19 protein-coding genes and 1 pseudogene are annotated in these 20,455 nt (G+C 43.8%); 14 read left to right on the top strand and 6 right to left on the bottom strand.

Translation table 11 applies throughout. The annotated features are described in order from the left end of the window. Positions 1-142: 142 nt before the first annotated feature. The 3 genes from K4A83_RS12340 to K4A83_RS12350 form a co-directional block, all read right to left on the bottom strand. Positions 143-451, bottom strand: a complete 309-nt coding sequence (locus tag K4A83_RS12340; protein WP_265264871.1) for a PDDEXK family nuclease — start codon at positions 449-451, stop codon at positions 143-145. 135 nt (positions 452-586) lie between these two features. Further along, a complete protein-coding gene (locus K4A83_RS12345; RefSeq protein WP_265264872.1) occupies positions 587-1,285 on the bottom strand; it encodes a potassium channel family protein in 699 nt (232 codons plus the stop codon). A gap of 76 nt (positions 1,286-1,361) precedes the next feature. Further along, positions 1,362-2,699, bottom strand: a complete 1,338-nt coding sequence (locus K4A83_RS12350; RefSeq protein ID WP_265264873.1) for a TrkH family potassium uptake protein — start codon at positions 2,697-2,699, stop codon at positions 1,362-1,364. Between the two features lie 159 nt (positions 2,700-2,858). On the opposite strand from K4A83_RS12350, the gene K4A83_RS12355 reads away from it, so the two are divergent. From K4A83_RS12355 to K4A83_RS12385, 7 genes are all read left to right on the top strand, one after another. Next, on the top strand, positions 2,859-4,127 hold the full coding sequence (locus tag K4A83_RS12355) for a GTP cyclohydrolase II (RefSeq protein WP_265264874.1): 1,269 nt from the start codon (positions 2,859-2,861) through the stop codon (positions 4,125-4,127). A 227-nt stretch (positions 4,128-4,354) separates the two neighbouring features. Then, entirely contained in the window at positions 4,355-5,362 is a 1,008-nt protein-coding gene (hpsE, locus tag K4A83_RS12360) for a hormogonium polysaccharide biosynthesis glycosyltransferase HpsE (protein WP_407810017.1), read from the top strand. Between the two features lie 151 nt (positions 5,363-5,513). Then, positions 5,514-6,491 carry a hormogonium polysaccharide biosynthesis glycosyltransferase HpsE gene (hpsE, locus tag K4A83_RS12365; RefSeq protein WP_265264877.1) on the top strand — a complete coding sequence of 326 codons (978 nt, stop codon included), beginning with the start codon at positions 5,514-5,516 and terminating at the stop codon, positions 6,489-6,491. Positions 6,492-6,504: 13 nt separating this feature from the next. Beyond that, entirely contained in the window at positions 6,505-7,464 is a 960-nt protein-coding gene (locus K4A83_RS12370) for a glycosyltransferase (RefSeq protein ID WP_265264878.1), read from the top strand. 36 nt (positions 7,465-7,500) lie between these two features. After that, on the top strand, positions 7,501-8,139 hold the full coding sequence (locus K4A83_RS12375) for a methyltransferase domain-containing protein (RefSeq protein WP_265264879.1): 639 nt from the start codon (positions 7,501-7,503) through the stop codon (positions 8,137-8,139). A 75-nt stretch (positions 8,140-8,214) separates the two neighbouring features. Beyond that, the gene (locus K4A83_RS12380; protein WP_265264880.1) at positions 8,215-8,820 is read left to right on the top strand and encodes a class I SAM-dependent methyltransferase; all 606 of its coding nucleotides are present in this window, start codon (positions 8,215-8,217) and stop codon (positions 8,818-8,820) included. Next, positions 8,817-9,749 (top strand): sialate O-acetylesterase, encoded by a 933-nt coding sequence (locus K4A83_RS12385; RefSeq protein WP_265264881.1) that lies wholly within the window; start codon positions 8,817-8,819, stop codon positions 9,747-9,749. Before K4A83_RS12380 ends, K4A83_RS12385 begins: the two co-directional genes overlap by 4 nt. A gap of 84 nt (positions 9,750-9,833) precedes the next feature. Here the strand turns inward: K4A83_RS12385 and K4A83_RS12390 are convergent, their stop codons facing one another. Both K4A83_RS12390 and K4A83_RS12395 read right to left on the bottom strand, forming a co-directional pair. Then, positions 9,834-11,006, bottom strand: a complete 1,173-nt coding sequence (locus tag K4A83_RS12390; RefSeq protein ID WP_265264882.1) for a hypothetical protein — start codon at positions 11,004-11,006, stop codon at positions 9,834-9,836. 8 nt (positions 11,007-11,014) lie between these two features. After that, positions 11,015-12,487 (bottom strand): MBOAT family O-acyltransferase, encoded by a 1,473-nt coding sequence (locus tag K4A83_RS12395; protein WP_265264883.1) that lies wholly within the window; start codon positions 12,485-12,487, stop codon positions 11,015-11,017. 173 nt (positions 12,488-12,660) lie between these two features. On the opposite strand from K4A83_RS12395, the gene K4A83_RS12400 reads away from it, so the two are divergent. After that, positions 12,661-13,872 (top strand): URC4/urg3 family protein, encoded by a 1,212-nt coding sequence (locus K4A83_RS12400; RefSeq protein ID WP_265264884.1) that lies wholly within the window; start codon positions 12,661-12,663, stop codon positions 13,870-13,872. Positions 13,873-14,199: 327 nt separating this feature from the next. Continuing rightward, positions 14,200-15,135, top strand: a complete 936-nt coding sequence (locus tag K4A83_RS12405; protein ID WP_265264885.1) for a hypothetical protein — start codon at positions 14,200-14,202, stop codon at positions 15,133-15,135. Here the strand turns inward: K4A83_RS12405 and K4A83_RS12410 are convergent. After that, positions 15,119-16,213: a sensor histidine kinase gene (locus K4A83_RS12410; RefSeq protein ID WP_265264886.1), complete on the bottom strand. Its 1,095-nt coding sequence runs from the start codon at positions 16,211-16,213 to the stop codon at positions 15,119-15,121. The genes K4A83_RS12405 and K4A83_RS12410 overlap by 17 nt on opposite strands. Positions 16,214-16,405: 192 nt before the next feature. On the opposite strand from K4A83_RS12410, the pseudogene K4A83_RS23205 reads away from it, so the two are divergent. The 5 genes and pseudogenes from K4A83_RS23205 to K4A83_RS12430 form a co-directional block, all read left to right on the top strand. Continuing rightward, a pseudogene (locus K4A83_RS23205) lies at positions 16,406-16,468 on the top strand (helix-turn-helix domain-containing protein); the annotation flags it as partial. 394 nt (positions 16,469-16,862) lie between these two features. Then, positions 16,863-17,870 (top strand): rod shape-determining protein, encoded by a 1,008-nt coding sequence (locus K4A83_RS12415; protein WP_017303795.1) that lies wholly within the window; start codon positions 16,863-16,865, stop codon positions 17,868-17,870. A 147-nt stretch (positions 17,871-18,017) separates the two neighbouring features. Next, on the top strand, positions 18,018-18,764 hold the full coding sequence (mreC, locus tag K4A83_RS12420; RefSeq protein ID WP_265264887.1) for a rod shape-determining protein MreC: 747 nt from the start codon (positions 18,018-18,020) through the stop codon (positions 18,762-18,764). Between the two features lie 18 nt (positions 18,765-18,782). Next, a complete protein-coding gene (gene mreD / locus K4A83_RS12425) occupies positions 18,783-19,406 on the top strand; it encodes a rod shape-determining protein MreD (protein WP_265264888.1) in 624 nt (207 codons plus the stop codon). 95 nt (positions 19,407-19,501) lie between these two features. Next, positions 19,502-20,377, top strand: a complete 876-nt coding sequence (locus K4A83_RS12430) for an S-methyl-5'-thioadenosine phosphorylase (protein WP_265264889.1) — start codon at positions 19,502-19,504, stop codon at positions 20,375-20,377. Positions 20,378-20,455: the final 78 nt, after the last annotated feature.

Below are 20,455 nucleotides of genomic sequence, written 5' to 3' on the forward strand. Positions count from 1 at the left end.
CTTGAGTTTGAAATCGTAGGTCATCGTTATCATGCTCCCATTATAACACACTTAATAAAACTGGCAAGGCTCATTAAGTGTTGACGCTTCGCGGGTTACATACTGTTTTTCTTTTCATCCCCGTCCTAAAGTATCGGGGCTTTCAAGAAAACATGATCGGTAAACTAAAAATATTTGATGTTTCAATAACGAGCAGTTGCTCAACCGCTTGGGTATAATGAAGTGAACTATTTGCGGATGGTAATATATCAAACTTTGTTACTAAAACTATCAGAGCAACGGAGTGGCTATTGAGTGCTAATTTTGACTTGAAAAGAACTTCACTTCTGATAATATTATTCAGCAAGAATGGCATAGAACATAACGTTTGCTCAACTTCCATCCACTCAGAGGGAAATTGTTGAGTCAAATCCTCGTTCTGATTATTAAAATCTGTATACTCAATTAACATTATTTGTAATGGCTCAAAAAATTTTAAATGAATGAGATTTAAGAATAATTTACCTCATTAATCCCTCACTAAACTTTTGAGACAAGACCTTACCTTGTCTCAAAAGTTCACTTTATTTATTCTCTGGCTTCCTGATTAAATGGGCAAACGTTTAATATCTTCATTAGAACCAATCACGACCATAGCGGTACCTTGACTTAAACGACGATTGGGGAGAGGATTAATTTCAAATTTCTTGTCGTCTTCGGCGACAGCAATTAGGGTTAAACCATAACGGCCGCGCAGTTGAATTTCTGCGATAGTTTTGCCGTGAAACTCTTCGGGGACTAGCACTTCTACAATACTGTGGTCAGGGTCAAGGTCGAAACGCTCCAAAATGGCCGGTTTGGTGAGAGTATAGGCTAAGGCACAACCCGCTTCATATTCAGGGAAAACCACTTGATCCGCCCCAACTCGTTCTAGGAGTTTGCCATGAATTTCTGAGGAGGCTTTAGCCACAACGTGCTTAACACCTGCTTCCTTGGCGTTGAGGGTAGTAATGATGCTCTCCTGCACATAATTACCGATGGCGACAATGACGGTATCAAATTCAAAGATCCCGGCTTCTTTAAGAGCGTTGGGATCGGTGGAATCTAGGGATATGGCATGGGTGGCGACTTTATCGTTTAAGGCTTGGGCCACTAATTTCTCGCTGATATCAGTTCCCAAGACTTCATAACCCATTTTATGCAGGGCTCCGGCAACGGAACGGCCAAAACGCCCTAGACCAATAACCGCGAATTGTTTATTCTCTTTACCGAGACTGGTTAGAAATTTAAGCGATCGCAAATTCACACTCAATCATCCTCTTGCGCTCTCATTGGAATTGATCTCAAATTATCCCCTGTTTTGCCCCTCTCGTCTCCTCCCCCTATCCCACTAATAAATTTTCCTCGGGATATTGCAGACTGGTAGGACGCGGATCGCCGAAAATCGCCGCCATAAAGACTAAAATCCCGATTCTCCCGGTATACATGGTAAAAATTAAAATAATCTGACTAATCTCAGATAAATCCGCCGTAATTCCCGTAGAAAGTCCCACCGTAGCAAAGGCCGAAACCACTTCAAAGAGGAGATGGATAAAATCAAATTTCCCAGCCTCGGTAATGGATAACAGGGTGGTGACACTGACTACCATGGTGGCAGATCCCAAGACAACGGCAATGGCTTTATAAATTAGGGAGGTAGGAATCTTGCGGCTGTGCATAATCACCTGTTCATGGCCCCGTAGGGTGGAACGAGTGCAATTAATTAATATTCCCAAGGTGGTAGTTTTTAAGCCGCCTCCTGTGCCACTGGGACTCGCTCCAATAAACATAAAAGCAATGGTGATAAAGAGGGCGGTGTCACTCATACTCCCAAAATCAACACTATTAAATCCGGCAGTCCTAGTGGTGACAGATTGAAACCAAGCGGCCAATAGTTTATCTTTCAGAGTTAATGGACCTAATGTATTAAGATTTAAAAATTCTGTGGTAAAAAAGCCGATTGTTCCCGAAATCAATAAAAAGGCAGTTACTCGCACAACAACTTTAGTATTAAGGGAAAAAATCGATAAAACTCTCTGACCGCTTAATTTAGATTTGATCCAGTATTGCAATTCTAGTATCACTTGATAGCCAATACCGCCAAAAATAATGAGTAGAGGCACACCAATATTAATGGCGATGGAATGCTGGTAGCCCATTAGACTGTCTGCAAATAGACTAAATCCAGCATTATTCCAAGCACTAATACTGTGAAAGAAAGCAATCCATAAACCTTTTAAAAAACCATAGTCTTCTTGAAATGGCTTGAGAATAATTAGAAGACCAGTCAGTTCAAAAAAGAAGGTTGTAATAATAATCGAGCGAATTAAATGTTGACTACCCTGTAAAAAAGGACGGTCAAAGGATTCTTGGATGGCCAGTTTTTGCCGCAGGTCAAATTTACGGCGTAAGACCAATAATAAAAAGGTGCTAGTGGTCATATAGCCTAGACCACCGATTTGAATTAAAAGCAAAATAAAACACTGTCCAAGGGTGGAAAAATGGCTGCCAGTATCGACGACAATTAAACCCGTAACACAGACGGCAGAAGTAGCAGTAAAGATGGCAACCAGTGGACTATTCCAATCGCCGCTACTGGTGGAAATAGGCAATAGCAGGAGCAATGTTCCGACGGATATTACCGCCAAAAACCCTAAACAAATAGTGCGCGCAATAGTCATAAAATTTCGGCTATTTCAGAAAACTGAACAAAGGTTAAACCGGGAGGAGTAAAGGGAAGAGGGGAAGATTCTGCTGGGAAAATTTTTCTGGAGTTCCCCCCCATTCTCAAGCAACTTGCTACAATCAGGGCTTATTTATAGCATGAGCCGTTACAAAAAATGAATCAACCCAAACCTACGTCTAAGCCCAAGCATATTGTTCTCACCTCTCATCCCAACCGTCAAGGATCCTCGGTCTTACCCATTGAGTGGGGGAATCGGGATCCTCTCAAACGGGGTGCGATTATTGGCAGTTTGACTCACCAAAGCCACCGTAACGTGATTGGGACTCATTCGGGGTCTTATGCGGTTTATCGGGCTTTAGCGGTGGCCAGTGGCTCCCTACAGCCCGATCACCGCGCTGATTTGACCCATACCGCCCCCCCAGTCCAGATTGGGCCTTATCCTAGTTGGGGAGATCCTCATGGGATTGTTTCGCTGGATCCCTTTGGGGCGATGGTGGAGGAGGTCTATGGGTCTTTGATTGCCCAGGGGTATGATCTTCGCCCGACGATTGCTGTTACTAAGGCCCAGATTAATTTACCGGAGTTGCAAGAGGCGATCGCACAGAACAGAATTCAGGTTGATAATACCATTGTCAAAGCCAATGCGGGCTTATCGGTGATTAAAGTGGCTATTGACCCCGTATGGTATCTCCCCGGCATCGCTCAACGGATTGGGGTCAAAGAAAGTGATCTGCGACGGATTTTGTTCCAACAGACGGGGGGAATGTTCCCCGAATTGGTCACTCGTCCCGATCTCCATGTGTTTTTACCCCCCATTGGTGGGATGACGGTTTATATTCTGGGGGAATTAGACGCTATTACGGATGAGAGTAAACCTTTAGCGGTGCGCGTCCACGATGAATGTAATGGGTCTGATGTATTTGGTTCGGACATTTGTACTTGTCGCCCCTATTTAGTCCACGGGATTGAGGTTTGTATTCAAACGGCCCAGGAGGGAGGGGCAGGGGTGATTGTGTACAATCGCAAGGAGGGACGCGCTTTAGGGGAAGTGACTAAGTTTTTGGTCTACAATGCGCGGAAACGTCAGGAAGGAGGCGATCGCGCTGATGCCTATTTTACCCGCACCGAATGCGTCGCTGGGGTGCAGGATATGCGTTTTCAGGAGTTAATGCCCGATGTTTTACAGTGGTTAGGAATTACCCGCATTGATCGGTTAGTCTCCATGAGTAATTTAAAATACAACGCCATCACCCATTCTGGCATTGAAGTAGTGGAACGCATCCCCATCCCTCCCCACTATATTCCCGAAGATGCCCAGGTGGAAATTGCGGCCAAAATGGCGGCTGGCTACTATACTGAGGGGGAAGTCCCTGATGAGGAGAAACTCGCTCAAATTAGTGGGCGTGGTTTACAAGATTATTAGGGGGTGAATCATCTAGGTCTGTTAACCCTAGTGTTGCCTTGCCCTGTTTTTACTTTCGAGGTAGGATTAACTGACAACTAAACAGCCAATCAGGGTAAGTTAAAGCTGTTCCCCCCCCACAAAGGAGGGATAACTGAGGGAACTGTAGGCTGAGGAAATTGAACGAGAGTATTAAACCTGATGCCCTACTGTTCCTATCATCAGCCGTGAATCATGATAGCTTGGACATGATGGATTTAACAGTGGTCATTCCGACCTATAACGGGGAAAAGCGTTTACCAGATGTTTTGGAAAAGTTGCGATCGCAAATCAGAACCGAGGGAATCTCATGGGAAGTTTTAGTCGTTGATAATAACAGTTCTGATCGCACAGCAGCCGTGGTGCAGCAGTTTCAAAAAAACTGGCCGCCACAGATTCCCCTGCGCTATGTATTAGAAACCAAACAAGGAGCCGCCTTTGCCCGTCAGCGTTCAGTCAAAGAATCCCAAGCGGAACTAATTGGCTTTTTAGATGATGATAATATCCCCGAATTAGATTGGGTCTATCAAGCCGTTCACTTTGCACAGAAACACCCCCAAGCAGGCACTTATGGCAGCCAAATTCACGGCCTCTTTGAACAAGAACTTCCCCCGAACTTTACCCGCATTCAATCCTATTTTGCCATCATAGAATGGGGCGACCAACCTAAACAGTATAACCCGAAATATAACTTAGTTCCCCCTTCGGCTGGGTTAGTCGTCCGACGTAAAGTTTGGCTAAAATATGTCCCAGAAACCTGCATTTTGAGCGGTCGCACCCACAGCAGTATGCTCACCGGAGAAGACTTAGAAGCCTTATCTTATATTCACCATCAATCTAACTGGGAGATTTGGTATAATCCCGCGATGCAGATTGATCATAAAATACCCCCCAAACGCCTTGAACCGGAATATCTCATTCCCTTCTTTCGCGGCATTGGATTAAGTCGTTATGTCACTCGTATGGTAGGAGTTCACCCCCTTTTAAAGCCGATTTTAACGACAGCCTACCTTGCCAACGACTTGCGAAAATTACTCCTTCACATCCTCCGTTATGGTGTTTCTGCTCAAGATGAAATAGCCGCTTGTGAACGGGCTTTATTAATGGGGAGTTTAAACAGCTTTTTTTATCTGTGGTCTAACGGATACCTCAAGGGAAAAAATACCAGCGAAAAGCCTTCTAATGCCAAAATCAGCCAACTGCCAATGAGCCATTAAACTTGACCGTTGTTTCTCCTAGGTTTATCAATCAAAATATTAACTCAAATCCTGAGCTTAATCATCAGTTAAAACCCTAAAGTTTAATATTTTTCTCAACTTTCCTCCTCCCATAACCATCCCAGTTAGTCTGATCGAACTTCAACTGATTATGACCCATGCTTCATTTTCCCTTACCCTAGCCATTCCCACCTATAACGGAGCCCAGCGTTTACCTGATGTATTAGAGGCATTACTTCATCAAACCCAGAATGATCAAAGCAATATTGAACCCATTCTGTGGGACATCATCATTATTGATAATAATAGCACAGATACAACCCAAAAAGTCGTTAAAAAATATCAACAAAACTGGTCAAAAAATCATCCCCTTCAATACTATTTTGAACCAAATCAAGGTCTTGCCTTTGCCAGAGAACGAGCCATTAAAGAAGCACAAGGAACTTATATTGCCTTCTTAGATGATGATAACATTCCCGCACCAGACTGGATTTATAGCATCTATCAATTTAGCCAAAACTACCCCCAAGCGGGAGCATTTAGCGGTCAAATTCACGGCGAATATGAAATACAACCCCCCGAAAACTTTCAAAAAATTGCCACCTTTTTAGCCATACGAGAACACGGTTCTGAACCCTTTCGCTTTGACCCCGATAACTTAAGATTACCACCCGGTGCTGGCCTAGTTGTCAAAAAACAAGCCTGGCAAGATGCTGTACCTAAAACCCCTCAAGTTGTTGGGAATCAGGGAGATATATTAGCACGAGGAGACGATTATGCACCTTTACTTTATCTCCACAAACAAGGCTGGGAAATTTGGTACAATCCCCGGATGCACATAAACCATAAAATCCCTGCATTTCGTTTAGAACAAGATTATTTATTATCCTTAGCGCGGGCCTGTGGTTTAGCCACTTGTCAGTTACGGATGATTAACGCTAGTCCCAATGATAAACTGGTGATTATATTGAGAACAATTTTGGGCAATTTACGCCGAATAATTAAGCATTATATTCAGTATCAGGGTAAACTGCAATCCGACCTTATTCCAGCCTTTGAGATGGAATTTTATCGTGCTAGTTTGATGAGTGTATTTCATTGGATGAAACAGATCAGAAACAAACAATAAATCAGGAGAAAATATGGCAATAATTTCAGTAATTATTCCTGCCTATAATGCTGAAACAACTATTCAAGCGACGGCTGAATCTGTTTTGAATCAAAGTTTTAAAGATTTGGAGTTAATCATTATTAATGATGGGTCTACCGATAAAACAGTTGAGGTCGTGTCCAGTCTGCTAGACGAACGGATTCATCTCTTATCTTACCCTAACTCTGGTCCCCAAAAAAGCCGTAATCGAGGAGTTGAAGTCGCAACGGGAGACTATCTAGCTTTTTTGGATGCAGATGATTTATGGACAACTGATAAATTAGAATCTCAACTGACTGCATTACAAAAGAATCCTGACTGTGCAGTTGCCTATAGTTGGACAGATTTTATTGATGAGTTTGGGAATAAATTACCAGGAGGACAACATTTTAGATTTAAAGATAATGTCTATGAGCAGCTTTTATTAGGGGATTTTATTGGCAGTGGTTCTAATCCCTTAATTCGCAAAGATGCCTTGTTAGCAGTGGGACCTTTTGATGAATCTCTTCTGGGGGGTCAAGATTGGGAAATGTGGATTAGATTAGCGTCAAAATATCCCTTTGCCTTAGTGCCTAAAACCCAAGTATTTTATCGCCAGTCTATTGGGTCTTGGTCTGCTAATTTGGAACGACAGGAGCGGGGATATAAACAGGTCATTGAGAAGTGTTTAGCGACGGCACCAGAAAGAATTCAAAAACGCCGCAAGGAAATCATTGGCAATCGCTATAAATTTCTGACTTTTGATGCACTAGCTTATGGCATTAATCGGAAACAGAGTCTTATGGCTGCCCGTTTTTTGGGGACAGCATTAACCCATCAACCGATACTTTTAAAAAATAAAGTAATTTGGATTGTTCTGGTTAAAATTATAATCGGTGTGCTTCTCCCGAGTCAAGCCGCAAGGACTGTGTTGGGTCACATTAAACGCTTGAATCCCCCAGAGGTCAAGTAAAATAGGTTAAAATTAAGCTATTTAGCACAAGGATTAATGTTTATCACTAAACCGACTCGTTTTTTGCTTAAAAATCTCATCAAGGCCTCTGCTTTTAAGCTTAAGAAAGGTCCTCATATTACCCGTTACTATATGTACCAGCATTTAGCCAGTGTTTTAATGCCAAGAATTACGAAGGGAAAAATTCTTTCTATTAGCCATTCTACAAATCTATGCCGACAGTTTTTTGATTTAACTCAGTCAGAGTTACAAGAGGCAAATTATCCTGATTGTAATTTTGTAAATTTACCCTTTGATGACAATGAATTTGATTATGTTGTGAGTGATCAAGTTTTAGAGCATATCGAAGGAAATCCTCAACAAGCGATTGATGAAAGTTGGCGAGTTTTAAAACCGGGGGGATTGGCCATCCATACCACTTGTTTTATTAATCCAATTCATGAATATCCGGGGGATTTTTGGCGTTTTACTCCTCAAGCTTTAACCTTTTTATGTGGTGAATTTTCTAACATTATTGAAGTGGGAGGATGGGGAAATCGGTATGTTTGGGTGATGGATGCGGTGGGATTGCGTTATCAGGCTATTCCCGAGGCAAGTTGGCATCCTCTGAATAAAATTGCACAATATAATGATAAGAAGTGGCCGGTTGTCACTTGGATTATTGCGGAAAAATAGGTCAGTAGAGACAAGAAAGCTAAGAAACGTAAAACTTGAGCAAATTTAAACGCTTTTTTGGTAGTAGGAGTAAGAATGCCGGGAGAATATTTAACCAAGCAGAGAATGATCAGCCAATATAACCAAAAAAGGATGATTCGGTTATTGGGAGAGTCGGTCAAAAATGTGTTAGAGATTGGGATTTATAATTCTCTGTTTTATCATCTCTTATCATCGGAGGGATATCAGGTCACTCGTGCGGATTTTAACCCCGATTTAAAGCCAGATTTTGTTTTAGATTTGAGAAGTGATTTTGAACTGCCGAGAGATACTTTTGATGCTATTGCTTTATTTCAAGTGTTGGAACATATTCCCTATGAGGATTTCGAGAAAGCGATTCAGCGACTGGCAAATTTTACCAAAAAATATATTGTAATTTCGTTGCCGTATAATAGCAGTTATTGTAGCGTTCAGTTTCAACTCTCGTTTAATCGTCGTCCTCGGAGTTTGCTGTTACAAGTTCCCAAGTTTTGGAGCACAAAAACTTATACTCCTGATGAGCATTACTGGGAAATTGGACTAAAAGGGTATCCAAAAAAACGGATTGTTAGGTCGTTAGAAAATGCGGGGTTAAAGATTCGTCAGGAATATCAAGATCCCCTCTATCCCTATCATTATTTCTTTATTTTAGAAAAACTATGAAAATCGCAAGTTTTTTGCTAAAAATTGGAAGTTATCTAACGTTATTTTTAGTTTTTTCTCCTCTGTTAAATGCTGTCGCCATGATGAGTCCTATTTCAGAGGAGGATAGGGGTCAAATAACGGATTGCTCATCGAATTTACCTGCTATTCCTTTATTTATTTTAGCGGGTCAATCCAATATGGTGGGACATCAATCAAATCTGGAGGATTTACCCCCTCAGTTGAGACAGCCTCAGCCCGGTGTGCTATGGTACAATCGGGAGGATCAATGGACTACGCTACAGGCTCCGACAGAACCTTTTGATTTTAGTCCTCGTGTGGTCAATGGGGACGGATTTGGGCCTGAAATTACCCTGGGTGTCACCATTGCCAGACGGCTACAAAAACCTGTTGCAATGGTTAAATATGCGCAGAATGGGACGGATTTGGAGAGCCAATGGAACCCCAAGTTGGAGGATTCGCTGTATCATGAGATGATGGTGCGGGTACAAAGGGCGATCGCACAACTTTGTCAGGTGGGGTATCGTCCAGAAGTGGCGGGGTTTTTCTGGATGCAGGGAGAGTCAGATGCCAAAGGTGATTCTCCTTCCGAGACGCTGCGCGATCGCAATCGGGCCATGAATTACGCACAAAACCTTACCCAGTTTATCTCCCGACTGCGACAAGATTTAAACTCTCCCCAACTCCCCTTTATTCAGGGCCTCATCTTCCTAGAAAATAATCATCAAACTCCTAACTTCGGCACGTTTGAATATGGGGAGATAGTCCGTCATGGACAATTAATAGTTGATCAAACAGTTAGTCATACCCGAATTGTGGAGACTCGTTACTTTCCCCGACATGAAGATAATTTACACTTGAATTCCTTTGGACTAATCCATTTAGGCTATTATTTCGCCTTACAATGGTTAGAAATGCACGGGTTATAAAGGCAAAAACTAACCCGAAAAAGCGGATATAATCAGTAGTTTCTAAATCTTTTTTTCACTGTTTCTCCCCCATATATCAAACTATTATTCGGGTTTTAACCCCTCGACAAACTCCACCCATTCCGGGTTATTTTTGACCCAAACGGCTCGGTCTTGGCGAATTTGTGCTAAATGATCCTCCAAATTATTAGGAGTCAACAATACCCCAAAATCAGGTGGAACTCCCTCTAAATAAACTACATCCAGATTGTAGTTCAATATTCGATTCAGAATTAAATCCCCTACTTCTTTCCGATAGTGAGAACTCTCGATATAATAGACCATCGAATCCGTTAGGGGTTCAGTCGTAATGCTATTGTAACCAGAAAAATCCCAAATGGGTGCAAACTGAACAATTTCTCTTTTCCATTGTTCAAATTGTGACCAAAGTCCAGAGACTCGAATCGCCTCCCATTGCATAGCATGGGAGGGAGAAATAAAGATAGTTAGCTGAATTTCTCGTGCTTGAGATGTGGTAATAACGGCCTTTAAATCTTCTAAATAATCTCGCGAAAGTTGATAGTTGCCATATAAATCATCCCGCGTCATAAAATCTTGTAAAACTTGGGAAAATCTAGCTTTTGTGGGTTGGTTCTGATACGCTTTAGCGATATAAAAATCAGGATTAATACGACCATCGGGATAAAAAGAACCAATAGAATCCGGTTCTCTCCTACTACTTCTCACCGTTCTGACACTGGCAATTAGTGAAGATTTTGAAAACAAAATATCAAAAAAATCTTTAAAAATAATTCGACGCACTTCCAAGCGATTTTCATTAAAATCTGGAGTCACTTGTTGGAACTGATTAAACATAAAAAAATCAATCCCTAGCACAATTTTTTTTACATCTGGCTGGGTAGCCATAACATGATCAAAATACCGCCTCACTTCATACATATTCCCGCCACTAATAGCTAAATTATACCCCGGTTGTTGGTTCTTTAAGGCAGGATGATGAGAATCTAAACCAAATTCAGTCCGAGATGAACCGAGGAATACACTCTGGACTTGCAGACGGTTAATCGCCAGAGTTTTAAACAGTCGAACCTGAAGATTTTTTTCTGATTTAACATTATTAACTCCTCGGATTTGTATTGTTCCGAGAGCTTCATAAGGATCAATTCCTGCGTTTACTCCTGCAATCAGACTTAAACTGAGTAAGGTTAAAACAAACACCCGGAGGATATAAAAACGATAAGCATTTTGCTTAGGCATGGGGTCAATTAAAACTGAAAATAGAGAAATTCTGATACTTGATTAAGGGAGATAAAACAGGCTGTACTTAAGAAGACTATCCAAACTGTCCAAGGCCAACTAGGGGTAAATCGTGCAACCAGTTGTTGCGTATTGGGAAAGGCAAAAACCAGCAAAGCACATCCAGATAAAATCGTCAGCGTTTGATTGATTAATAACGGAGGCAAATAGGAAAAATCGGCACTATTTCTAAATTCAACACCCCAAGGGATTAACCACCCTAAAAACGGCTGATGTGCGGCGTGTAAAACGACTCCTTTTATTCCTACCATTGACTGTAAAAGAGCTAAACTATCTGAAAAACTAGCAGATCGAAATAAGACCCAACTAGCGACTACGGCTAAAAAGGTCATGACAACACCGAGGATATGAGGTACAGAAATTCCCCATTTTCGCCAAGCGTGATTAACGCCTAAAAATAGTCCATGAAGTCCCCCCCAAATCACATAAGTCCATCCGGCACCGTGCCAGAGTCCACCTAATAACATGGTGATCATTAAGTTAATGACACGACGAGTTTCTCCTTGGCGACTCCCACCAAGGGGGATATAAAGATAATCCCGTAAAAAGGAGGATAGGGTAATATGCCAACGTCGCCAAAAGTCAATAATTGAACGAGCTTTATAGGGGGAGTTAAAGTTAATTGGCAGGTCAAGATTAACCATCCAACCTAAACCAATGGCCATGTCAGAATAGCCAGAAAAGTCAAAATAGAGTTGAAAGGTATAGCTTAATGCACCGATCCAAGCTTCTAGGAAGGTGACAGTATCAGCATGACTAAAGACGGGTTCAACCCAGGGGGATAAGTTATCAGCAATTAGGACTTTTTTAGCTAAACCGAGGATAAATAAGGTTAAACCTCGGGCGAAATTTTTTTGAGAAAAGATGAAGTTCTGATGTCGAAGTTGGGGAATCAGTTCATCATGACGTAAAATAGGACCAGCAATTAATTGAGGATAAAAGGAAACAAAGAGGGTATAGGTGATGAAGTCATAATGGGAGTTTTGAGTTTCTCCTCGGTAAGCATCGACAAGATAGGCGATTTGGGTGAAGGTATAAAAGGAGATGGCAAGGGGGAGAAAAATCTCAGGAGTCTGCCAGTTTTGAGTTATAATGGTATTAAGGGAACGGACAAAAAAGGCGGCGTATTTGTAATAGCCAATGAGTGCTAAGTTAAGGCTAATCCCGAGGATGAGTAAGGATTGAGACTCGGGACTTTTTAGGGGACGTGAGGCGATTGCACGGCCCAGGGTATAGTTTAAGGTAATGGAAACCAGTAGAAGCAGCAAATAGGGGGGATTCCAGTACCCATAGAAGAATAAGGAGGCCAAGGCCATCCAAATCATGGCCACCTTGACATAGTGTAAGCGCGTCAAGGCGAAATAGACGAGTAGGGTGAGGGGGAGAAAGGCGAAAATGAAAACGTAGGAGTTGAATAGCACAAGCGGTCTAGAATGGAAGGTGAGTCATTTCGATACCCCCTGATTTAAGTAGGCGATCGCAATCCTCCTGAAAACATGAGAGAGGGAGACTGGGATCATGGCGTAGCGTCTCAGAACGAGAATCGCCTAAAATACCTACTTTGGATAGATTGTACCCTCAGATCAAGCCCATCATGACCCCACCGCCCTTATATTTACAAACTCCCTTCGCCATTCGTCAAAGATGTGACCTTTTGTTTCAAAAGGCTTGCCAAAATGAATTAGATTACTTTTTTTGTGACCTGACTCAACTTGATGCCGTTACAGAATATGTCCTAAAAATTACCCAAGAAACCTATCCTGATTTTCAGATTCCTTTTCATAGTCGTTGGCGACATTTTGGCGTAGGAAATTATTCCCGTCTAGCTGAATTAAAAGCCGTTACTCAAACCCTTTCGCCCCTTGAACAAGCTAAAGTTTTAGTGGATTTAGTGATTGTGAGTGTGTTACTAGATGCGGGTGCGGGGGAAAAATGGCAGTATTTTGAACTGCAAACCGGGCAAATGTTTCAGCGTTCCGAAGGATTAGCTGTTGCCAGTTTTAGGATGTTTTGTTCTGGTGCGTTTTCGAGTTATAGCAGTTACCCTTTACAGGTCGATAGTTTAGGTTTAGAACAGTTAGACTTAGGGCAACTTAAAGAACAGTTTCAAGTTAGTTCAGAGAACCCTTTAGTGGGATTGGAAGGGCGCTTAAAATTGCTGCAAAAGCTAGGCAAAGTGATGAGAAAATCACCGGAATTGTTTGGAGAGGACTGTCCGCGTTTAGGAAATTTAGTCAATTATTGGTTGAGTCAACAGGATGAAGCAGGAAAACTTAGTGCGCTGACCGTGTTTAATACGGTCATTCAAGGACTGGGTGAAATTTGGCCGGGACGATTTACCCTAGAGGGGATCAATTTGGGGGATGTGTGGCAACATTCCGCTATTCCTGATGATCATTTTGTGCCGTTTCATAAGTTAAGTCAGTGGTTAACTTACTCCCTATTAGAACCTTTAGAAAGTTTAGGTCTAAAAATTAAGGACTTAGACCAACTCACGGGATTAGCAGAGTATCGCAATGGGGGACTTTGTATTGATTTAGGACTATTGCAGGTCAAACAACCGGATATCTTAGAAGTTGCCCATGTTCCCAGTTCAGAAGTCATTGTAGAATGGCGTGGTTTAACGGTTATTTTGTTGGATAAAATTGCCGAGAAAATGCGCGAAAAATTACAATTAACGACCGCAGAATTGCCGTTAGTGAAGGTGTTGCAAGGAGGGACTTGGACGGCAGGACGACGCATCGCGGCACAGTTGCGGCAAGGTCTTCCCCCTCTTCGCTTAGAGAGTGATGGCACTGTATTTTAATCGGTTTTAACTGAGAGATTTTTGTATTATTTTTTTACAAGTTCCTCAAATCCTGACCTTGTAAGGATTTCAAGGGGGGGGTGAAATTTATGCCTTGGAAAGTGGTTTAGGATCAAAAAGTATATATGCTTAGAGAATTCTGATAGATTCTCTTGCTTCACCACAAAACGATTGAGGCTAGGCTATTGTTGGGACAAGACTTGCTCTTGTTGAACTCTCGATTGTTATGATCAGGGGACTCAACAGGGTGATTGAACTCTATGTGACTCACTCTCACACTCCTGCCGATACCTAGCCCTTATTTTTTAATATAGGGGGAACGGTGTTATGTCGCTCAAATCGTCGTTATTAGTGTTGACCAGTGGTTGTCTCGTTTGGGGTTGGGGTACCAGTGCTATTGCTGGTACATTTTACTCCATGTCAGTTTTAGGTATTTTTCCCACTCAAATGAGGGTCAATTATGGAGATAATCTCTATAATGAAAGCCTCATTTTTCAACTTGATGAAACGGGAAATGTGACGCTTAAACTTTATGGCAGTTGCACTTATTATGGGATGCCTTTCTTTCCCAACTGTGAACAGATTGGTTATGGTGATACTTTTGCCGTAAATGATCAAGGTCAGGGGATTTTTAATGGTTTACCGATGCCGAATCCAGCCCAAGCTTATTTTAGCCCCGGCAGTGAGGCAATGCCGCAACTAATCGGCGCAGGTTTAGCCACGGATCTAAATAATCAGGGCTTAGTGACGTTTAATGTGGGGAATAATATTGTCCCATTTGCTGATTTTACGGGCTACAATACTCCACAAAATACTACAGCTTACTTATGGAATAGTCAAAACAATAGCTGGCTAAATTTAGGGCAAGGAAAAGCTTTTGGGGTCAATGATTCCGGTCAGGTGGTGGGGAGTTTTGGGCTATGGGATAATGGGGAGTTAACGACTCTTGCCATGGTGAATAATGCCGTAGTCAACAAGGGATATAATATGCCGATTCAAGGAAATTACGACATTAAACAACTGCGAGCCATTAATAATCAAGGGCAAATTGTCGCCCTAGCCGAGGGGCCTTTGGGAACGCCGCAAATTGTCCTATTAAACCCCTTCACTCCTTCAGAACCTAATCCTGAATCGGGGAATGATGGGATAGTAAATCCTGACCCCAATCGAGTCCCAGAACCGAGTTTTCTGCTGGGTTTGTTGGGGATAAGTTTATGGGAATTCTGGCAAGGGTTGCGGCTTAAAGTTAAAGCGCTAGGGTAATGGTAAAGGTGCTTCCTTTTCCCTGTTGTGAATCTACGGTAATATGTCCGTGGTGGGCAGTAATAATACATTGAGAAAGGTGTAATCCTAAACCACTCCCAGCCCGTGTATGGTCGCCCTGTCGGAAGCGTTGAAAGAGGTATTTTTGCTCTTCGGGACTAATCCCTTGTCCGGTGTCTTGGACGGCTATTTTCACCTGTTGGGGGGTGTGGTGTAGGGTAATTTCCACACCCCCTTGATCGGTGAATTTAATGGCATTGCCGATAATATTAATGAGTACTCGACGCAGTTCTAAAGCATCTCCTGAGATAGTGGGACAGGGTTCTGTTGCCGGGTGATAGGTGAGAGATAAGCCTTTTTCGGTGGCGAGTGGGGTAAGTTCTTCGACCACTTCTAAGATAATTTGGGTCAGATTAAGGGGGGTAATATTTAACCGCTTGCGTCCCGCTTCATAGCGATATACGTCTAGTAATGTATTAACTAAGGCGAGTAAATTCTGGTTGCTGCGAATCATGATAGATACCGCTTCCTGCATTTCTGAAGGAAGATCCCCGAAAGCGCCTTGTTGAAATAACTCTAACATCCGATCGGCGGCCACTAGGGGGGTACGGAGATCATGGGTGAGTCGGGAAACAAAATCCTCTCGTTGCCGGGCGATCGCATCTCGTTCATCGACACTCTGTTTTAAGCGCAAAAGCGATCGCACCCGAGCTAACAACTCCTCAATTTCCACAGGTTTGCGGATAAAATCATCAGCCCCACTATCTAATCCCTGCACTACACTGGCTTGATCGTAGGCCGTGATCAGGAGAATGGGAATATAGGAAAGATGGGGATTTTCCCGAATCCGTCGCGTCACCTCAAACCCATCCATTCCCGGCATCATCACGTCTAATAACACTAAATCCGGAGGGTTTTGTTCAATGGAGGCGATCGCATCCTGTCCATTTTCCGCTAACTCACTCTCATAGCCCTCCTCCTCCAAAATACTTTGAATCAAAAACAAATTATCTGGGGAATCATCCACCACCAAGATTCTATTCACCGCAGGAGTCGGTTCCAATAAGAAAAAGTTCATCGAAAAATTGGGTTTAAAACCCCGTCCCTTCGACATACTCAGTGCATCGCCTTCTAGGACGGCTTTTTTTGATTCTCAATATCAGTCTTGAGTATAGCGATGCCTCACTGACCAAAGCTACAAATTTGGCAAGCCAAGTTAGTATAATGCTACAGAACCACTTAGTCCACAGCGATGAAAGCCCGCTATTAGTATAGAATCTACCCGACCACCCAACAGCAGCGAAGCCTTGCTCAACGGTTCGGCTGTCTGTAAGTGAGCCTTGAGCGCCCCCCCATAGCCAATCTCTCCGGAACAGCCCCAAAACCTGAGAAAAACAGAAACCGAAACCCCTTACCTGAAAATCAAGGGGGCAGATCGAAGAGTTGGTGCTAGAATCTGAACAGCCAATGCGCCCAAGTGTGCCAAAATCGGCAAAAAGAATAGCTCTTATAGGCAGACTCCCCTGCATTTTCCGAGGACTATCTCACCTGGGTCAGTGAAGGAGCGGTCAAATGAGAGAGATTACTAGACGGATGGGGAAAAACATAATAGAATCCACATCGATTACACTTAAATGAACTTAAAAGTTAGCTAAACACGACATTATTAGACTTTGGGGGCTTAGAAACGAGTGGGTTTGTTTAGTCGCTTTTCACTATCACGAGATATGGGTATCGACCTCGGTACCGCTAACACCTTGGTGTATGTCTCCGGAAAAGGCATTGTTTTACAAGAACCGTCAGTGGTTGCCATTGACCAAGACTTAAAAGTTCCCCTCGCCGTCGGCGAGGATGCCAAAAAAATGCTCGGTCGGACACCGGGCAACGTAGTTGCTTTACGCCCTTTGCGAGATGGGGTTATTGCGGACTTTGACACAGCCGAATTAATGCTCAAACACTTTATTCGTCAAGTCCACGAAGGCAGAGCCTTAGTTTCTCCCCGCATTGTCATTGGGATTCCCAGTGGGGTGACAGGGGTCGAACGTCGGGCCGTCATGGAAGCCGCTTCCCAAGCCGGAGCGCGGGACGTTTATCTCATTGATGAACCCGTAGCCGCCGCCATCGGGGCAGGCTTACCCGTAGCAGAACCCACCGGGAACATGATCATCGACATCGGAGGGGGAACTACCGAAGTCGCCGTTCTCAGTTTGCAGGGGACTGTATTAAGCGAATCCGTGAGGGTCGCCGGGGACGAACTCAGCGAGTCCATCACCCAGTACATGAAAAAAGTTCATAACCTCGTGGTTGGGGAACGGACCGCCGAAGAAATTAAGATTCAAGTCGGTTCGGCCTACCCCACCCATGATGATGATGAAGTCACCATGGAAGTCCGAGGCCTGCACCTGCTCTCAGGTCTACCTCGCACCGTCACCATTAAAGCTCCCGAAGTTCGGGAAAGTATGTCCGAACCTCTGGCCGTGATTGTTGATGCCGTCAAGCGTACCCTAGAACGGACTCCTCCTGAACTCGCCGCCGATATTATTGATCGGGGTATTATGTTAGCCGGAGGGGGAGCTTTGCTGAAAGGGTTAGACACCCTAATCAGTCATGAAACAGGCATTGTCACCCACGTTGCAGCCGACCCTCTCAGTTGTGTTGTTTTGGGAACTGGGCGTGTGTTGGAAAACTTCAAGCAACTGGAGCGGGTATTTAGTGGTCGTTCCCGCACTATCTAAATGAATGGGTTGTTGACAGTGAAGGTGGGTCCGGGGGGGGACTGAGAATGAATCGTGAAGGGATCATTCCCCTCGCCCTCATTCTTCCCCCCACCCCAAAACCTGCCCAACTCTCAACACCCAACGATGAACTATTAACGATTAACTATGTTTACAGTGCGTCGCTGGTGGGAACGTTACGGGTCACAACTGGTTCTAACGGGGGTCGTCCTAGGGATTGCCCTCTTTGTTCGTCAGACCCAAGGGGCTCTAGTATCAGAATTGTACTATCAAATTGTTCGACCCTTCCAAACAGGGCCTCGTCCAGAGGAAGCCTGGTCTAATGCCCGTGTTGAGGAGCTAGAAGCCCAAGTTGAGGAACTCACAGAGCAAAACCAAATGCTGAAAAACCAACTGGGTTATGTTCAGCAGCGCCCCACTAATGTGATTACAGCTCCGATTATTGGTCGCAGTGTCGAACATTGGTGGGAACAAGTTACCTTGGGGCGAGGGAGCAAAGATGGCATCCAAGAGGGCTATATCGTCACCGGTCCGGGGGGCTTAGTGGGTCGTGTAGTCAAGGTGACACCGAACACCAGTCGAGTGTTATTAGTGAGTGATCCCACCAGTAAAGTAGGCGCTGTAGTCAGTCGGACTCGTTATATGGGTTTTGTCCGAGGGGAAAGCTCTGATCAAGCCGTGATGGAGTTTTTTGAGAAGGTGCCAGATGTGGAGAAGGGGGATAAGATCGTGACTTCCCATGTCAGTCATTTATTTCCGGCTGGAATTCCCATTGGGGAAGTAGAATCCGTTGATTTGGAGAAAAGCCCGGCTCCTGAAGTCATTATCCGCTTAACCACACCGATTCAGTATTTAGAATGGGTGGTGGTTGAACCCTTTGAACCGAAACTCTAAAGGAGGATAACAAGACCTGTGGCAAGGATTTTTGAGGTTTCAGCCCCCATTCGCCAATTGTGTAATTGGCTCATTATTGGCGGGTCTGTGCTGATTTGTTTGATGGTGGTGTTTGCCCGCTTACCCGGAACGGAACTCTTAGGCATTCGCCCCAATTGGCTGTTAATTTGGGTAGTAGTTTGGAGTGTCAAGCGGACGGTGTGGCAAGGTGCGATCGCCGGACTCGCTCTCGGTCTGATTCAAGATGGAATGATAGCCTTAGATACGATTACGTTTTTGGGCGATCCTAACGTTTCTGACCCCAATATAATGCCCATTGATGAAGTATTTGCGATCTATCCCTCTCACATCCTGAGTCTGGTCATTGTGGGGGTGTTGACCGCTAAAATCCAAAAGCAACGGTATATTCAAGAAGATTTTATTTCCATTGCCCTCATTGTCTTTGGTATGGCGGTGATTGCTGAGACAGTGACGGCGATTCAGTACAGTTTAGAAGGAATTCGCGACCTTACCCTAGTTTGGGAAGAACATCAACGCATTGCCCTGTCCTCGGCCATTCTCAGCAGTTTATGGGCTCCGGTGGTCTATTATCCCCTCAATCGTTGGTGGGAATATATTAATAATATTGAGCAAAATTCTTGAACAGTGAACAGTAATTAGTGAAATGTGGGAATTGATAATTGATAATTGATAATTGATAATTGATACCTATTCCCTATTCCCTAGTAATAATTGAAATGAAAGAAATTAAAATCGGCATTATTGGCGGCAGTGGTCTGTATAAAATGGAGGCTTTACAAGAGGTGGAGGAAATTTATCTCGACACCCCCTTTGGTAAGCCATCCGATGCGTTCATTGTAGGGACGCTAGAAGGGACACCAGTCGCCTTTTTAGCCCGTCATGGTAGAAACCATCATTTAACCCCCACAGAACTCCCCTTTCGCGCTAATATTTATGCCATGAAAGAATTAGGGGTAGAGTACCTGATTTCCGCCTCAGCCGTGGGGTCTTTACAAGAAGACATTAAACCTCTAGATATGGTGGTGCCAGATCAGTTTATTGACCGCACCCAACAGCGGATTTCCACCTTTTTCGGAGAGGGAATCGTGGCTCATATTGCCTTCGGGGATCCAGTTTGTTACCGTTTGGCGGGGATCGTCGCCAATGCGGTGGAACGTTTGAGCTTGCCCGAAGTAGCTTTACATCGCGGGGGGACTTATGTTTGTATGGAAGGCCCAGCGTTTTCCACTAAGGCTGAGTCCAGTCTCTATCGGAGTTGGGGCGCGAGTATTATTGGCATGACTAATTTACAGGAGGCCAAGTTAGCGCGGGAGGCGGAAATTGCCTATGCGACGTTGGCACTGGTGACGGACTATGATTGCTGGCATCCCGAGCATGATAGTGTCACAGTAGAGATGATTGTGGAGAATTTACACCGCAATGCCAGTAATGCTCAACAGGTGATTCAAGAGGTGGTGAAGACGTTGGTCACCCGTCCGCCGGAGTCTGATGCTCATTCGGCTCTCAAGTATGCCATTTTAACCCCGTTGGCTCAGGTGCCTGTGGCAACGAAGGAGAAGTTACAGCTGTTATTGGCAAAGTATATTGAATAGTCTTAAGCCGCGCCTAGGAATGGCAGAGAGAATCTAGGGCATCAAACCCTATTGATTACCGCATTTTTTGCTAAAATC

This window comes from Spirulina subsalsa FACHB-351 (assembly GCF_026130165.1).
GTDB lineage: Bacteria > Cyanobacteriota > Cyanobacteriia > Cyanobacteriales > Spirulinaceae > Spirulina_A > Spirulina_A subsalsa_A.

Excerpts from the sequence above, each read along its gene's own strand:
- K4A83_RS12340 (WP_265264871.1), bottom strand. The coding sequence starts at position 451 with ATGTTAATTGAGTATACAGATTTTAATAATCAGAACGAGGATTTGACT.
- K4A83_RS12400 (WP_265264884.1), top strand. The coding sequence starts at position 12,661 with ATGACCCCACCGCCCTTATATTTACAAACTCCCTTCGCCATTCGTCAA.
- K4A83_RS12380 (WP_265264880.1), top strand. The coding sequence starts at position 8,215 with ATGCCGGGAGAATATTTAACCAAGCAGAGAATGATCAGCCAATATAAC.
- K4A83_RS12405 (WP_265264885.1), top strand. The coding sequence starts at position 14,200 with ATGTCGCTCAAATCGTCGTTATTAGTGTTGACCAGTGGTTGTCTCGTT.
- hpsE (WP_265264877.1), top strand. The coding sequence starts at position 5,514 with ATGACCCATGCTTCATTTTCCCTTACCCTAGCCATTCCCACCTATAAC.
- K4A83_RS12385 (WP_265264881.1), top strand. The coding sequence starts at position 8,817 with ATGAAAATCGCAAGTTTTTTGCTAAAAATTGGAAGTTATCTAACGTTA.
- hpsE (WP_407810017.1), top strand. The coding sequence starts at position 4,355 with ATGATGGATTTAACAGTGGTCATTCCGACCTATAACGGGGAAAAGCGT.
- K4A83_RS12375 (WP_265264879.1), top strand. The coding sequence starts at position 7,501 with ATGTTTATCACTAAACCGACTCGTTTTTTGCTTAAAAATCTCATCAAG.
- K4A83_RS12415 (WP_017303795.1), top strand. The coding sequence starts at position 16,863 with ATGGGTATCGACCTCGGTACCGCTAACACCTTGGTGTATGTCTCCGGA.
- K4A83_RS12370 (WP_265264878.1), top strand. The coding sequence starts at position 6,505 with ATGGCAATAATTTCAGTAATTATTCCTGCCTATAATGCTGAAACAACT.
- K4A83_RS12410 (WP_265264886.1), bottom strand. The coding sequence starts at position 16,213 with ATGAACTTTTTCTTATTGGAACCGACTCCTGCGGTGAATAGAATCTTG.
- mreC (WP_265264887.1), top strand. The coding sequence starts at position 18,018 with ATGTTTACAGTGCGTCGCTGGTGGGAACGTTACGGGTCACAACTGGTT.
- K4A83_RS12350 (WP_265264873.1), bottom strand. The coding sequence starts at position 2,699 with ATGACTATTGCGCGCACTATTTGTTTAGGGTTTTTGGCGGTAATATCC.
- K4A83_RS12430 (WP_265264889.1), top strand. The coding sequence starts at position 19,502 with ATGAAAGAAATTAAAATCGGCATTATTGGCGGCAGTGGTCTGTATAAA.
- K4A83_RS12390 (WP_265264882.1), bottom strand. The coding sequence starts at position 11,006 with ATGCCTAAGCAAAATGCTTATCGTTTTTATATCCTCCGGGTGTTTGTT.
- K4A83_RS12355 (WP_265264874.1), top strand. The coding sequence starts at position 2,859 with ATGAATCAACCCAAACCTACGTCTAAGCCCAAGCATATTGTTCTCACC.